The organism is Maricaulis sp. (genome assembly GCF_017643475.1).
Classification (GTDB): domain Bacteria; phylum Pseudomonadota; class Alphaproteobacteria; order Caulobacterales; family Maricaulaceae; genus Maricaulis.
This window is the reverse complement of record NZ_JAEPNI010000001.1, coordinates 1,462,992-1,476,568: the sequence shown is the minus strand read 5'-3', so window position 1 is coordinate 1,476,568 and position 13,577 is coordinate 1,462,992. Positions and strand designations below refer to the sequence as shown.

At 59.9% G+C, this 13,577-nt stretch carries 14 protein-coding genes and 1 pseudogene; 6 read left to right on the top strand and 9 right to left on the bottom strand.

The window, feature by feature from the left end; all coding sequences use genetic code 11:
* Nucleotides 1–3: 3 nt before the first annotated feature.
* Nucleotides 4–432 (bottom strand): CBS domain-containing protein, encoded by a 429-nt coding sequence (locus JJ889_RS07180; RefSeq protein ID WP_291893126.1) that lies wholly within the window; start codon nucleotides 430–432, stop codon nucleotides 4–6.
* Between the two features lie 209 nt (nucleotides 433–641).
* Between JJ889_RS07180 and JJ889_RS07175 the strand changes: the two are divergent.
* Nucleotides 642–1,922 (top strand): annotated as a pseudogene (locus JJ889_RS07175) (DUF2157 domain-containing protein); the annotation flags it as partial.
* Nucleotides 1,919–2,479, top strand: coding sequence for a GDYXXLXY domain-containing protein (locus JJ889_RS07170; RefSeq protein WP_291893123.1), 561 nt, complete (start codon nucleotides 1,919–1,921; stop codon nucleotides 2,477–2,479). The pseudogene JJ889_RS07175 and the gene JJ889_RS07170, both read left to right, overlap by 4 nt.
* Here the strand turns inward: JJ889_RS07170 and JJ889_RS07165 are convergent, their stop codons facing one another.
* The gene (locus tag JJ889_RS07165) at nucleotides 2,480–3,124 is read right to left on the bottom strand and encodes a rhomboid family intramembrane serine protease (RefSeq protein WP_291893120.1); all 645 of its coding nucleotides are present in this window, start codon (nucleotides 3,122–3,124) and stop codon (nucleotides 2,480–2,482) included. It lies immediately after the preceding gene.
* A gap of 152 nt (nucleotides 3,125–3,276) precedes the next feature.
* Here JJ889_RS07165 and hfaA point away from each other — a divergent pair, with 152 nt between their 5' ends.
* From hfaA to hfaD, 3 genes are read left to right on the top strand one after another with little or no spacing between them, the layout of a single operon-like run.
* A complete protein-coding gene (gene hfaA, locus JJ889_RS07160; protein ID WP_291893118.1) occupies nucleotides 3,277–3,708 on the top strand; it encodes a holdfast anchoring protein HfaA in 432 nt (143 codons plus the stop codon).
* Nucleotides 3,695–4,690, top strand: coding sequence for a holdfast anchoring protein HfaB (gene hfaB / locus JJ889_RS07155; protein WP_291893116.1), 996 nt, complete (start codon nucleotides 3,695–3,697; stop codon nucleotides 4,688–4,690). Before hfaA ends, hfaB begins: the two co-directional genes overlap by 14 nt.
* The gene (gene hfaD / locus JJ889_RS07150) at nucleotides 4,605–5,834 is read left to right on the top strand and encodes a holdfast anchor protein HfaD (protein WP_291893114.1); all 1,230 of its coding nucleotides are present in this window, start codon (nucleotides 4,605–4,607) and stop codon (nucleotides 5,832–5,834) included. The genes hfaB and hfaD overlap by 86 nt, the downstream gene beginning before the upstream one ends.
* Here the strand turns inward: hfaD and JJ889_RS07145 are convergent, their stop codons facing one another.
* The 4 genes from JJ889_RS07145 to JJ889_RS07130 all read right to left on the bottom strand — a co-directional run bounded on the left by JJ889_RS07145 (nucleotide 5,835) and on the right by JJ889_RS07130 (nucleotide 9,934).
* The gene (locus JJ889_RS07145) at nucleotides 5,835–6,467 is read right to left on the bottom strand and encodes an ABC transporter ATP-binding protein (protein WP_291893112.1); all 633 of its coding nucleotides are present in this window, start codon (nucleotides 6,465–6,467) and stop codon (nucleotides 5,835–5,837) included.
* Nucleotides 6,464–7,651 carry a hypothetical protein gene (locus JJ889_RS07140; RefSeq protein ID WP_291893109.1) on the bottom strand — a complete coding sequence of 396 codons (1,188 nt, stop codon included), beginning with the start codon at nucleotides 7,649–7,651 and terminating at the stop codon, nucleotides 6,464–6,466. Before JJ889_RS07140 ends, JJ889_RS07145 begins: the two co-directional genes overlap by 4 nt.
* A 6-nt stretch (nucleotides 7,652–7,657) precedes the next feature.
* The gene (locus tag JJ889_RS07135) at nucleotides 7,658–8,944 is read right to left on the bottom strand and encodes a sulfotransferase family protein (RefSeq protein WP_291893106.1); all 1,287 of its coding nucleotides are present in this window, start codon (nucleotides 8,942–8,944) and stop codon (nucleotides 7,658–7,660) included.
* 147 nt (nucleotides 8,945–9,091) lie between these two features.
* On the bottom strand, nucleotides 9,092–9,934 hold the full coding sequence (locus tag JJ889_RS07130; RefSeq protein ID WP_291893103.1) for a sulfotransferase: 843 nt from the start codon (nucleotides 9,932–9,934) through the stop codon (nucleotides 9,092–9,094).
* Between the two features lie 215 nt (nucleotides 9,935–10,149).
* Here JJ889_RS07130 and JJ889_RS07125 point away from each other — a divergent pair, with 215 nt between their 5' ends.
* Entirely contained in the window at nucleotides 10,150–10,707 is a 558-nt protein-coding gene (locus tag JJ889_RS07125; protein ID WP_291893100.1) for a cytochrome c family protein, read from the top strand.
* On the opposite strand, the gene JJ889_RS07120 is transcribed toward JJ889_RS07125, so the two are convergent.
* The 3 genes from JJ889_RS07120 to egtB are packed head-to-tail and all read right to left on the bottom strand — an operon-like array spanning nucleotide 10,704 to nucleotide 13,553.
* Nucleotides 10,704–11,459: a hypothetical protein gene (locus tag JJ889_RS07120; RefSeq protein WP_291893098.1), complete on the bottom strand. Its 756-nt coding sequence runs from the start codon at nucleotides 11,457–11,459 to the stop codon at nucleotides 10,704–10,706. The two genes, JJ889_RS07125 and JJ889_RS07120, sit on opposite strands and share 4 nt — an antisense overlap.
* A 5-nt stretch (nucleotides 11,460–11,464) precedes the next feature.
* Nucleotides 11,465–12,232 carry a class II aldolase/adducin family protein gene (locus JJ889_RS07115; protein ID WP_291893095.1) on the bottom strand — a complete coding sequence of 256 codons (768 nt, stop codon included), beginning with the start codon at nucleotides 12,230–12,232 and terminating at the stop codon, nucleotides 11,465–11,467.
* 58 nt (nucleotides 12,233–12,290) lie between these two features.
* On the bottom strand, nucleotides 12,291–13,553 hold the full coding sequence (egtB, locus tag JJ889_RS07110) for an ergothioneine biosynthesis protein EgtB (protein ID WP_291893091.1): 1,263 nt from the start codon (nucleotides 13,551–13,553) through the stop codon (nucleotides 12,291–12,293).
* Nucleotides 13,554–13,577 lie beyond the last annotated feature (24 nt).

Below are 13,577 nucleotides of genomic sequence, written 5' to 3'. Positions count from 1 at the left end.
CCCTCAGGACAAAATATACTCCCGCATCGCCGCCGTCTGAGCCTCAACCGCCTCCATCTTCGCCTTCACAGCATCGCCAATCGAAACGATTCCAACCAACTCCCGACCAGCCAGAACAGGCAAATGACGAACACGGCGATCTGTCATGCGCATCATGATATCCTCGACTGTATCGTCCGGGGCAGCGGTCACGAAGGCGGGTGTAGTGGCGTTCGCCACAGTCCTGTTGAGACTGGCCCGACCATGCATCGCCAGCTCGCGAACGATATCGCGCTCGGTCAGGACGGCAATCGGCCGACCGGTTGGATCGACCACCACCAAAGCACCAATGGCGTTGGCATCCAGCGCCTGGGCCGCCTCGCGCAGTGTGCAGCCGTCTTCAATGGTGACTACGGAACGCCCTTTTACATTGAGGATTGTCTCCACTCGCATGGGTCACTCCATTCCTATGGAGTCTCCTTATACCACAAAACGAAAGAAATGTGAGCCCTTAGACGAGGCGCCTCGCGTGAATCAAACTAACGTGGACAGGCCTCCCCGCCTCCGTCAGTCTACTGGCGTGACGGACCTCATCACCGGATCGGGGAGACAGCATGGGCTATCAATCGCGTCTCAAGCGGGACCTGTAACGCTGGCAGTCCGAGGGCTGGGTCAGCCAAGACGGCAAGGCATCGATACTGGATGATGTAGCGAAGGCACCGGGTGGATGGACGCCGGTCGGCGCGCTGGCCATTCTGGGATCGGTGCTAATTGCCCTTTCCGCTATCAGTTTTGTCGGCGCCAACTGGGACGCCACACCCAAACTGCTTGTCTTCGCGCTGCTGCTGGCTGTGATCTGGGTCAGCCTGTTTGCGGCCGGACGCGCCTTCGACTGCAACGCCCCGGTTCTTGGCCATGCCCTGGCCCTTCTGGGTGCGGCGATGTTTGGCATCACCATCATGCTGACTGCCCAGACATTCAATCTATCCTCCTTCCGCAATACGGCGGTTCTGATCTGGGCGTTGGCGGCACTGGCTGTTTCGCTCGCGGTGTCGTCGAGGCCGGTGATGATCCTGGCGACGCTTCTGTCGGCATTGTGGGTCTGGCTGGAGATCCTTTCCCCCGCCGCACCGGACACCATGTGGAGTTATGCCCTGGTCTGGGCCGTAATGCTGGCCGCGTCATCGCGCCTCAATTCTTCTGTCTCCGTCAACCTGCTTGGACTGGCTCTCCTGCCCTGGCTGATCAATGCTCTGGTCCGCGGCCTGGAAAGCCTGGGCATGGAAGCACACCAGATTGCCACCCTCACCCTCTTGTCCTTTGGCATCCTGGCCACCGGATTTGCGCTCCTGCGTCACCGCCAGGTGCCAACGGCCGGCGTGATCGCGGGCTGGTGTGGCACGGCGGCCATCATCGGAGGCGCACTGATCCAGTGGCCGCTCGGCGAATACGAGGCGTTTGTGCGCGAACTGAACCGTTCAGACACAGGCCCGGGCATGCCCAATCCGGCCCTCTACGTGCCACTCGCCCTCGCCCTTTCAGGCGGCATCGCTGCGATGGCCTGGATAAACGGGGGCGGGCAGCGCAAACGAACCGGGCTGGGCGTCGCCATCGCCGCCCTCACAGCTGCCAGCTTCCCCTTCATTGTCTACATCGAGGATCCCGTTGTCTTTCTCGCCGTGCGCATCCTGTTCGGCACGGCCTATTATGCCTTCTGCATCTCGCTGATCCTGATCGGTACACGAGCGGATGCCCGGGCCACCGGCACGCTGGGCATTGCCGGCTTCATCCTGCACACCGCCTATGTTTACTGGGAGACATTCTCGGGCCTGCTCTCCACTTCCCTCTTCTTCCTCACGGGCGGGCTTGTGCTGTTTGGCCTCAGCTGGGGTTTGCTGAAATGGCGCAAGCGCCTGCCAACAAGCCAGGGAGACGTGTCATGAGCCATACAAACCGCCTCTTGATCATAGCAGCCGTGATGACGGCATTTCTGGTCTTCATGCTGGGCAGTAATACGGCCCGGCGTGCGGGCGGCCAGGAAGTGGTGCTCGATGTCACGGGTTATGATCCGCGCGATCCGTTCCTGGGCCATTACAGCCGCATTCGCCTGGATATCGCGATACTGGACTTGCGCGACCTGGGCGGTCTCGACGAGATCCAGGCAGAGGACCTAGTCTATGTCGCGCTTGAACCGAACGAGGCCGGCGTCTGGATCGCCAGCAGCCTTCATCACGAGCGGCCGGAAACGGGCCCGGCAATATTGGGCCTTGTGACGAGCGTCTATTTCAGAGGCCAGGCAGATGAGCGGCATGAGGTGGTCCAGATCGACTATGGGCTCAACCGGTATTTCGCGGATCGGGCAACAGCGCTCGAGCTGGATTCAATTCTCCGAGATGACAGCCGGTCACCCCGCCTGATCGTGTCGATCCCGTCCGATGGGCGTGCCCTGATCAAGGGGATCGAGATTGATGGTGAGCCGCAATATGAGAGGCTGTGGTAGTCAGCGCGGACGGGCAAGCCTGAGAATGACGGGAAACAACCCTGCCCCCGCAACCGCGCCGCCGATATGCGCCGCCCAACCGATCGGGATCGGAAACGCCACACCCAGCAAGCCGATGACCAGGTTCACGCCGATCCAGGGCAAGGTCAATCTGAGCATGCCGGCATACCCGCCACGCACCCAGCCGGCTGCTGCGATCAAGCCGGAGACCCCTGTGGAGGCGCCGCCCAGAATCAGCGGCTCACTGCCTTCGGCAACCACCTGGGCAACGGCGCCCAGAACACTGCACGCACCAAAGAACGACAGGAACAGCAATACACCTTGTGCGCTGTCGCCGAGAACACGGGCGACGAGGCGGCCGGCCGAGAGCAGCACCACCAGATTCATGATGATGTGCAGCCAGCCGAAATGGACGAGGAAATGGAGCAGGAAAGGCAGGTATTGACCAAGCGGCTGCGCGGGAGGCACCTGCCCCGCCGGAGTATGGACCAGAACGCTGGCCTGGAAGATCAGCTCGCCGAGCGGTGGCACCACGACTTTCGCCAGCTCGGCGCCAAGTATGGCCAGAGCCAAGACGAGCACGACCACCGGCATGGAATTGAAAACCGGCTCACGATCGCCACTGTCCCGATGCGGCACACTCATTCTGGCAACTCCCTCTTGTGATGGCTCAAACGGGCACTTTTTCGTTAATCACAACTTAATTCCCCCACCGGGTGAACCGGTTTTACAGGCTTTCCCCTCTGGCACGCACGTTGCACGTCTCACGTATGAATACGTGCCAGTGAGGACGCAGGATGACACACAAGCGGACGCGGTTTTTGACCTCTGCCATCGGCCTGACAATGCTGGCCGCCTCGGCGGCGAGCGCCCAGTCAACACAGACGACGGCCCAGTGGGAACGCCCCTACGGCGTCGCCTATGGCCAGGAGCAACGTCCCTGGTCTGGCGCCACGGCAAGCGCTGGTTCCGCGGCACGCTCGTCTGCAGGCAATCGCGTCATCATCGATGGTGTCATCCAGACCGGTGTTGGCGTTTCCAGCCAGCTGAACGGCCTGTTCGGAGGCGGTGTCGGTGCCAATGCAACGGCCATCGGCAACCAGCTTAACGTGAATGTCACCGGTCAGTGGAACACTGTCATCGTCAATTCGACCCAGATCAATAATGGCAACGTCAACGCCAACGCCCAGTCCAACGGGGAAACGAGTGAAGACAATGAAGAAGGCTAAACTTCTCCTGGCCACACTGGCCGGCGCGCTGGCCCTGTCCGGCTGTGCCACGACCGCTCGCACGGGCGGATCTGACGGACTCTACGCGCAGCCGATCGGCGGCGCACCGGTGACCGCGAACCCGACCCCCTATTCCGAGGCCCTGGTATGCCTGGCCAACTACGCCCGCGCGAACAATCTGGTCTCGCCGCGCATCGCTGTGGGTCGCCTGTCGGACTACACCGGACGCGCCTCACTTGAAGGCGGTGCTGCTGTGACCCAGGGCGCCTCGCTGATGGCGATCTCCGCCTTTGCCAAGGCCGGCATCCGTCTGGTCGAGCGTTTTGACACCTCGGTGTCCGAGCTGGAGCTGCGTTATGCCAACAATCAGCTGATTGGCGACGAGAACGGCGATCAACGTCAGATCTACGCAGCCTCGCTGCCCGGCTCCGACTTCCATCTGGTCGGCGGCATTACCGAGCTGAACTACAATATCCGCTCCGGCGGCGTTGATATCCTGGGCGGTGACCGCATCGACAGTGACCCGACCGGTGTTTTCAATCGCCGCACCTGGGTGATGAATATCGGCCTCGATTTGCGGCTCAATGATACACGCACGATGGAGACCGTCGACGTCATCTCCTACCAGAAACAGATTATCGGCCGCGAGATAAGCGCTGGCATCTTCGCCTTCTGGGATGAAGCCGTTGTCGACATCTCGGCTGGTGGCCGCTCGCTCGAGCCGGTCCAGCTGGCCGTACGCTCTGTCATCGAACGCGCTGTCCTGGAAGTTTCCGCCCAGCTTTATGGCGTCGATCCAAGCGCGGCCTGCCACTATTCCGATCCAATCGGTGGCTCAACCAATGTAACCGGCGGCGTCAATGTCGCTACAGCCTATGGCTCCCGGGAGACCTCGAATGTCCAAGCGCGTCAAACTGTTGAGCACGGCCATGACCGCCGCGATCCTCACGTGCGCAGCTACCTACGCGGACGATACGACTGAGATTCTCAACGGGCAGGTCAATCTGAACGCCAATATTCAGGTGACCGCCGAGACCTCGGTTGGACAAGCTGCGAGCGCGATGATGACAGCCATTGGCATGGCCAATGCGCTGACCATTGACGTGCTCACGCCGCACGATATCGAGAACACCCAGACTTTCTCCGGCAGTGTGGTCGGGCGCGCAACGACCGATGCGCAGACGATTGACGGGGCTGCGATCACAACCTCGACCATGTTCGGTAACTCCGCTGTGGTTCTTGTCGACAACGGCATGGACGTCACCTCGCAGCAGAACGCCCTCGATGGCGCGCAGGTCCGCTCGACGGCCCAGCACTCGCTCTCCAATTACGGCATCACCTCGGTCACAACGGCCGGCGCCTCGGCAAATGCCTGGGAATCAACGGCCTATGCGGGCGAAGCCAATCTCGACCTGCGCCAGGATAGCGGCGCCTCTGTGACAGCAGACGCCTATGTGCTTGCGCCAACCGCGGGGCTGGGCGTGTCTTCGACGACGGTCGCAGCCGCCAACGGCAATTCCGCCATGGTGACCGGTTATGACGCCGCCTCGCAAGTCGTCGATGTCGACCAGGATAATCGCGGCAATGTGACAGGCCTGGTTCGTGTGAACGCCGGCGGCGGTGGCGAGATGACCAATGCGACCGCATCGGCTAATGGCAATAATGTCCGGATCGAAAACCAGGAAGCCTATGCCCACCTGCAGGGACAGCAGACCAATAGCGGCGAGGTGCTGGCTGATTCCGAGATCATTGTCGGAAATTTCGACGTGGATCTGATGACGGTTGCCGCCGAAGGCGTTGGAAACTCCGCCGTGCTGTCCAATATCGGTTCAAACTCCTTCATGGGGCTGGACCAGACAAATACGGCGAATGTCACGGCCCGAGCCAATTTCGAAGGTGATGCAGGCGGCGTCGCCATGCTGTCCTCGACAGCATTCGGTAATGCGGCGACCAGCTATATCTGCTCGGAATGCCCGGTGACGGCCTATGGTGCGATGAACCAGACCAACTCGGCGACAATCAGTTCGGTGGTAACGGGTCAGATGACGACCGGCGGCATGATCACCGGCACGGCGACTGCCATCGGCAACTCCTCTACCTACCAGACGACCAATCCGCGTTATTGATCAGCGATAGGCCTTGGCTTGCACGTTGAACATGGTGGCGTAGGCGCCGCCCTTTTCAACAAGCGCGTCATGGTCGCCCTGCTCGATAAGACGCCCCTTTTCCAGCATGATGATCTGGTCCGTCGGCCGGAGATTGGACAGGCGGTGCGAGATGATGATCAGTCCCGTGCCGTCTCGCGGCCGTTTGAGCAGTTCAGCCTCGGCATTGGCATCAAGGGCGGCAGTCGGTTCGTCCAGAATCACACAGTCAGCATCTGGGTTAGCGTAGGCGCGCGCCAAAGCCAGGCGTTTCCACTGGCCGCCCGACATCTCGATCCCGTCAACAAAGCGCTTTGAAAGACGGCTGTTATAGCCCTCAGGCAGATCGGCAATCACCTCATCGGCCAGGCCCAGCTCTGTCGCGCGGGCCAGTGCCTCGTCCGACATTGGCGCAAGACCAACACCAACCTCGATATTGTCACGGGCCGTCATCTTGAAATTGGTGGACGGCTGAAAGAGCACACCAAATCGTCTCGCCAGGGCCTCCCGGTCCCAGTCCGCCAGATCCGTCCCGTCCAGCAGGACCTTGCCGTTCAACGGCCGGTATAGCCCCAATGCCAGTTTGATCAGCGTCGACTTGCCTGACCCGTTCACCCCGACAATACCCAGTGCGCTCCCTCCCGGCACATGAAACGTAACATCATCCAGCGCCAGTCGCGGGCCGTTTGGATAGCGATAGGAAACATATAGAAACGAAGGCCATCGCCGGGCGTTTCCCCAACACTCACCCCGCTTGCGCGGGCCTCGACCGGCGTGTCGAGAAAACCATAGAGCGTTGAGAGATAAAGCACGTCCTCAACCACACCATTGAAGGCTGCCAGAAGACTGGTGACGCTTGCCTGCCCCTGTTTGACCAGGCCGACAAACATCGTCATCTGACCGAGCGTGATCGCGCCGGAAATGGTGACCCAGACAATCCAGACCTTGGCGCCCAGAAACACGGCCGTCGACAGGATGGCCAGCACCGCCCCCCAGAACGCATGCCGCCCCTTCATCACCAGATCTCGCTGAAACATGGACTGGAAGAGCTCGCGATATCGCGCCTGCAACGGCCTATCGAGCCGATAGTGGAGCCGGTCCCGGGCGCTGCCCTCACCCGTGATCAGGCTTTCCAGATAACTCCGCTCGCGCACTTCCGGCGTGCGTCCCTTGTAGAACCCGAATGCCGTGTCGGCGAAGCGAAGATTACCCAGGAAAAGCGGCAGGGCGCCCGCCACAATGAAGGCCAGCAATAGCGGCGAAAATGCCCACAACAGGACCGCTACCGAAACAAGTGTCAGCGCGTGCTGTAACAGGTCGAAACCACGGCTGACCAGGTTGTAGGGCCGGCTCGTGGCAAATTGCTTGGCGATGACGAGTTGTTGCTGGAGGTCTGCTCGCTCGATCTGCTCCAGATCCAAAGCGGCGCACTTGCCCAGGATCGCCTGGTTGGTTGCATATCCGAGCTCTACCTGAAGCCGAGATCGCTCGAACGCCAGCAAGCGCCTGGCCGCCAGCAGAACAGCGAGTATAGCAGCCTCAACACCGACCCACATCAATGCTGCATCCCGATCAGCGCTTGCTCCGCTCTCGATCGCCGCAACAACGCTGTCGACGATCAGCCGAGACATGTAGAGCGCCGCAGCTGGCAAAAGCGCCACCACAACGGTCAGGATGGAAATACAAATGATCAGCCAGGGCTGGCTGGACCAGACGAGCCCCGCGGTCCGCACACCATGCGACCAGGCCATCGCGATGGATGGCCTAACCTGTGCGCTATCGGGGTTCGTGTCGCTCATGTCGTCCTAGGCGACAGCCGCGGCCTTTTTCTCGGCCTCTTCCTTCATCCGGCGCGAAAGGACAGCGCCCTTGTGCGGAAAGACTTCGGTCGGAACCGGACGGTCCAGGAAAGGTGCAAGCTTCTCGAACCCTTCGCCGGAACAGATATCAATGACCAAAAGGTCGCCCGGACGGTCCTTGAAATAATCCATCACGGCACGGACATGGTCATCATAGACATCTGAGAAGCGGTGCCGGTCGAAATTATAACACCCGTAAACCGCCGCCCTGAGGAAGCGGCGCATGTTCATGTGCACTTCCTGGTCCGGGTCTTCAGTCAACTTGAACGCCGGGCGGTTGAAATAATGCCGCGCGCAAGAGCCGAGCCAGCCTTCCTTGTCGCGAACCGTCAGGATGAATTTCGATCCGGGATACTGTTTGTCCAACTGCTTGTAGCAAGGGATGGTCGTGATGTCGGTCAGGCCATCATGGTATTTCAGCAGGGTCAGACCGTATTGCGCATTGGACAGCTCGGTATAGGTGTCCTCGTCAATGGGATAATGGCTGCAATCAAAGCCCAGAACCTGCAGACCGGCCGTCAGGCTGCGCGTGCCGGTCCGGCTGAGGCCCAGTCCGAAGATTTTCGGTTTATCAGCTGAGGAACCATAGTTTACCCGGCCGCGATTTTCCTCGAGCCAGCGCTTCAGTTCTTCGCGCGAAAACTCCGGCTTTTCCTGCACGCCCAGGCGCCTGATCTCGGCATCGGCATGTTCCGGCAGCGCCTCGATAAATTCGTGCACCTCATCCGGGCTTGAATCGAGCGGCATTTTTTCCCGGGCGTAATCCACGGCGTGTTTCGCCATTTTCAGATCGCACCAGTCCTCGGACAGGTCCCAGGCGTCCATGGAGCGACGCAGGCGAACCCCCTGGTCCTTGGTCCGGCTGCGCAATTCGCGCAGCGCGTACTTCATGAAGATGTGGTGATAGGACTGGAAGTGATCATGTAGAATATCGAAGTTCCGGAACTGCTTGGCCACACCCATCGGTTTCATGGCCAGGTTGCGCAGGCGCGATTCCGGACGCAACACGTATTTCATGTCGTCCGCCGGCACTTCGGTAGCCGCCATGCGACGCACGAGATCAATCCGGGTGATGTGCACACCGCAGTGCAGACGGCCTCGGAAACGGTCTGACACATAACTGTCCACATAGGGCGCGTCGCAGGTTTCGATAAAGGCCCGCAGGTCTTCGAGGATAAGACAATCCGCATCGACATAGACGACGTAGTCGCAATCGTGATCGATTTGCAGCATCTGGTTCACGCACTCAGTGAAGGGCCGCACATCGTCGATGATGCTAGGTATTGTCCGGCCGGATACTCTCCTTGGCCAGTTCCAGCGCCACATCGCGTGTACGTTCGTCGATCTGACGGAAAACAAGATCAATCTTGGCCATCGACTTCAGGCCTCCCACTTCAGTTCTGCGTTGGCTCGCCCGGCGAGCTTTTCAAACAAGGCTTCGTGCTCGCTGGACAATTCCTGTTTCCAGCGCAGATCGAGCGAGATGCCGCCGGCATGCTCGCCATAATAGTCACGTGTACGATCAGCCAGCGAGACAAACGCATCCTGAGGGTTTTCGAACTGATTACGGGCGACAAGAAACTGAGTTCCGCTATTGCCGCCCAGCACGTGTTGCGGGCGCTCGTCGAAGCGCAACATATCCGGCTCGTACTCGATCTGAAGCAGATCACAGACCTGGCGGGTCACTACTTCCGGGTCGGTCGCCAATTTTTCATACCGCACACGCATCTTTGGGCCGTCAGAAGCGTTGAACGGTGTGTCGCTCGTGCCGATCTTGTCGGCCCACTGCCGGATCTGGTCTGACGGGTCGCGCTCGGGATATTTCCGGATACGCGAATTGACGACGGCGCGACCATCACGGGTCAGAAACAACAGGGCCGGTACGCCCCCCGCCTCGCGCATCTCCTTGCTACGGGTCTCGATCCAGCGTTCATCCTTGGTCGTGTCGACAATCATCGAGACTCCGACATGCTCCGCGACTTGCGGATAGAGCGCACGCGTCTCGTCCCAGTGGAACTTGCTCCACACCGGACAGTCATCACCACAGATCTTGCAGACCCGCTTGCGCATCGGCTTGCGCTCATCGTGCAGATAGCGAACCTTGCCGCCCTCTCCCATGTAGAAGGCGCTCGAATGCCTGCCGAGAATCATCCCCAGCAGTGTCGAGCCGGAATGACCGGCGCCACACAAGGACACGGATCGCATTTGCGAAGTCTTGTCCATTTGTCCCCTCGCACAATTCAACCTGTGAATTGTGACTTTCCTTGTATTCTCTTGGAGCGAACATTTCGCGATGACGCAAGAAAAATGCGGGTTCTCCATGTAACCGGAGATGAACGGGCCGGATTGTGAGGCTGCATGCATCCGGCGTCATCCTGACGCATCGGCATTCGGTGCGACTGGCGTATATCTACCTCCACCCCAGAACGGAGATTGAAATGTCGCGTCTAGTCCTGCCCGCCCTGTCCGCCTTCATGCTTGTAGCCTGCGGTGGAGGCGACAGCTCGGCCACGTCCAGCGAACTGCCGACCAATGCCGGAGCCGAGCCTACAGCCGAAGCAGGGGCAAACGAAGCTGGAGCAGCTGCAGAGACTGCCGTCACAGAGTTGGCAGAATCCACCAGTCAGCAGGCCTCCGATGCGCTTCCTGATGCCGTACTGGCGCTGGGCGAGACCTTCGCCAATGCTGACCTGGTCAATGGTCGCCGCCAATATCGCCGTTGCCAGTCCTGTCACACGTTGGAAGCAGGAGGCCGCCATACAGTCGGACCGAACCTCCACGGTATCATGGGAGCCCAGGCCGCAGCCAAGGAAGGCTTCAATTATTCGCCCCGCCTGACGGACGCCGGTCTTGTCTGGGATGTTGCAACGCTCGACGCGTGGATTCAAAACCCGCGTGGCCTTGTACCGGGCAATCGCATGAGTTTTGTAGGCTTGCGTGACGCGGATGACCGCCGTGATGTCATCGCATACATCGCCGCGCAGACATCGAACTAGAAACGCCGCCAGACCGACAGGACCGCAGCGCGTTCGTCCAGCGCGTTGCGGCCGCTGGGCGTCAAAATAACTCCGATCTGGTAATCGACCTCGCCGACCGTTCGAAGCACGCTGAACTGAAGTTTGTGCTGGTCGAATTCAGGCAGGCCCGGACGCGTTTCCTCTGCACTCCAGACCGAATAGCTTTGCACCATCGCCGACCATCGTTCGCTGATTGCGAAGCCGAGGCTGGTATCCATTCGCCACTCATCGAGATAGCGGCCATCGCGCGCACGGTGCGCGAGCTGAACATCCAGGAAACCGTCGCGGGGCAGCGCGCGGCCAACCAGCAAACGCAGATCAAACGCCCCCTCACCCTGGCCGAGCGGCTGATTGGTGACATTCTCGCCCTCCCCCGGCACAAAATGTGAAAGCTGTCCGCTGACCACCCAGTCATCCCGGCGCCAGATCAAGGCCCGCACTCCCAGCTCGCTGGCCGAGAAGCCCTGCGCGGCATCCCGCCGCCCGCCCGAGAGCTGGTCGACATTCTGCCAAGCAAAACGACCGACCAGGGTCACCCGGTCGGTCGCTCCGTATTCGATGTAGGCGGCCAGCTCATCCTTGTAGAAATGACCGCCTGATTGCCGCTGCCGGTCAGCATCAAAATAGCCATCAGCGCGGTCGACCAGATTGGTCAGGATGAGCAGGGTCTCGCCCTTGTCCCGCGGCCAGCCCCCCGCTTCAGCAGAAGGCACCCAGGCCAGCGCGGCCAACAGTCCTAGGTATCGAAGCCCGGGCTTTCGCGGCGCACGCGGTCGAGAACAGCGGCCCACGCAATTTCCTTGAAGAATTCGTTGCCCGCGATCTCGGAAGACTGTCCAAACACCCTGTCCTGCATGGGCTGATCCCATTCGATCAACTCCCCGCCTGCCTGCGCCATGAGCTGAATCTTGCACGCACGCTCAAGTAGATAAATTCTAACATACGCGGAAAACGGGTGATCGCCAACCGATAATGTGCCGTGATTGCGCAGGATCATGAGGTTCTTTTCGCCCAGGTCGTCGACCAGGCGAACCTTTTCCTCGGACTCAAGGGCAATGCCTTCATAGTCATGATACGCGACATCATTATAGACATTCATCGCCAGCTGGCTGATCGGCAGAAGTCCACGTTTCTGCGCTGCAACAGCGACGCCCTGGTCGGAATGCAGGTGCATCGCGACCTTAACATCGCTGCGCGCTTCATGAATGGCGGAGTGAATGGTGAAACCGGCCGGATTGATGCCATAGGTCGAGGGCGGCAGAACATTGCCCTGCAGGTCGACCTTCACCATGTTACTGGCGGTCACGTCTTCATAGAGAAGCCCGAACGGGTTGAGCAGGAAGTGCTCTTCCGGCCCCGGGACACGCATGGAGATGTGGGTGAAAAACAGGTCATCCCAGCCGTGCATGTGAACGAGGCGATATAGCGCTGCGAGATCGCACCGCGCCTTCCATTCCTCTGCCGTGACCTGATCCTTGACGCTCGGTGCAGCTTGATCGTCCATAGCGATCTCCCCAATTCTTTATCGACTGGGGCTAACATCCTCCGCACTGGGCTCTGCGTCAAATATCCTTGGCCAGTCGAACGCCGGAAAACTGCCAGCGTGCATCGGGCGGGAAGAAGTTGCGGTAACTTGCGCGAACATGACCTGGCGGCGTCGCACAAGATCCCCCCTTCAGCACGAATTGCCCGCACATGAACTTGCCATTGTATTCACCTACAGCCCCCGCTGCCGGGCGGTAGCGCGGATAGGCGGAATAGGCCGAACGAGTCCACTCCCACACCCCACCGAACAATTGCGAAAATCCACCATGTTCAGGGCGGGAAACGGGATGGGGGGCCCGCGCCGGGTCAAGCGTGTCAGCAAGACCGGGGTTGTGGCTGGCGGCCGCAAATTCCCATTCGCGCTCCTCGGGGAGGCGTGCTCCCGCCCACTCGGCGAAGGCGGCCGCTTCGAAATAGCTGAGATGGCTGACCGGCGCATCCGGATCGACACGACGTTCACCACCCAGTGTAAACTCGAACCACTCCCCTTCCTTGCGGAACCAGTAGAGCGGAGCGGCCCAGTTCTCGCGGTTTACGCTTGCCCAGCCCTCGGACAGCCAGAGTGCGGCAGAGCCGTATCCATCATCGGCCATGAATTCGAGATACTCGCCATTGCTGACCGGACGCGAGGCCAAGGCAAAATCCTCAAGCCAGTATTGGTGTCGTGGGCCCTCATTATCGAAATGAAAGTCCTCACCGATATGCCCGAACTCATACAGCCCGCCCTGGAAGGCCCGCCAGCTCAACTCTGGCAGATCATTGCCGCGCAGGGTCTCTTCCGCCCAGGCCTTGAGACTGAACGGATGCCGCGACAAAACATGCTTGATATCCGTTACCAGCAATTCCTGATGCTGCTCCTCGTGAGCAACACCAAGCTCAACCAGCGCCTTTACTTCGGTAGAATCGATTTTGTGGTTACCGGAGAGTAAACGCTCCATCGCTGCGTCAACATGAGCACGATAAGCCAACACTTCATCGAGAGACGGGCGGGTCAGGAAACCACGCTCCGGGCGAGCGTGTCGTTCGCCAATCTGCTCGTAATACGAGTTGAACAAATAATTGAATTCAGGAGAGAATTCGACGTAGTCGGGATCGTACTTACGAAGAATAAAGCACTCCCAGAACCAGGTCGTATGCGCGAGATGCCATTTGGTCGGGCTGACGTCCGGCATGGTCTGCACGACCATATCCTCGGCGGACAGGTCCGATACCAGTAATTGTGTGCGCCGACGAACTCCCGAATAAAGCGAAAAAATCGAGCTAAAAATCTGTTCGTCCATAAGAAATCTGCTTTCCGAATACTG

Bases quoted from the DNA above. Each gene is read 5' to 3' on its own strand.
- JJ889_RS07135 (WP_291893106.1), bottom strand. From the start codon at position 8,944: ATGCTGCAAATCGATCACGATTGCGACTACGTCGTCTATGTCGATGCG.
- JJ889_RS07180 (WP_291893126.1), bottom strand. From the start codon at position 432: ATGCGAGTGGAGACAATCCTCAATGTAAAAGGGCGTTCCGTAGTCACC.
- JJ889_RS07130 (WP_291893103.1), bottom strand. From the start codon at position 9,934: ATGGACAAGACTTCGCAAATGCGATCCGTGTCCTTGTGTGGCGCCGGT.
- JJ889_RS07140 (WP_291893109.1), bottom strand. From the start codon at position 7,651: ATGAGCGACACGAACCCCGATAGCGCACAGGTTAGGCCATCCATCGCG.
- JJ889_RS07170 (WP_291893123.1), top strand. From the start codon at position 1,919: ATGAGCCATACAAACCGCCTCTTGATCATAGCAGCCGTGATGACGGCA.
- hfaD (WP_291893114.1), top strand. From the start codon at position 4,605: ATGTCCAAGCGCGTCAAACTGTTGAGCACGGCCATGACCGCCGCGATC.
- JJ889_RS07165 (WP_291893120.1), bottom strand. From the start codon at position 3,124: ATGAGTGTGCCGCATCGGGACAGTGGCGATCGTGAGCCGGTTTTCAAT.
- JJ889_RS07115 (WP_291893095.1), bottom strand. From the start codon at position 12,232: ATGGACGATCAAGCTGCACCGAGCGTCAAGGATCAGGTCACGGCAGAG.
- JJ889_RS07125 (WP_291893100.1), top strand. From the start codon at position 10,150: ATGTCGCGTCTAGTCCTGCCCGCCCTGTCCGCCTTCATGCTTGTAGCC.
- hfaA (WP_291893118.1), top strand. From the start codon at position 3,277: ATGACACACAAGCGGACGCGGTTTTTGACCTCTGCCATCGGCCTGACA.
- egtB (WP_291893091.1), bottom strand. From the start codon at position 13,553: ATGGACGAACAGATTTTTAGCTCGATTTTTTCGCTTTATTCGGGAGTT.
- hfaB (WP_291893116.1), top strand. From the start codon at position 3,695: ATGAAGAAGGCTAAACTTCTCCTGGCCACACTGGCCGGCGCGCTGGCC.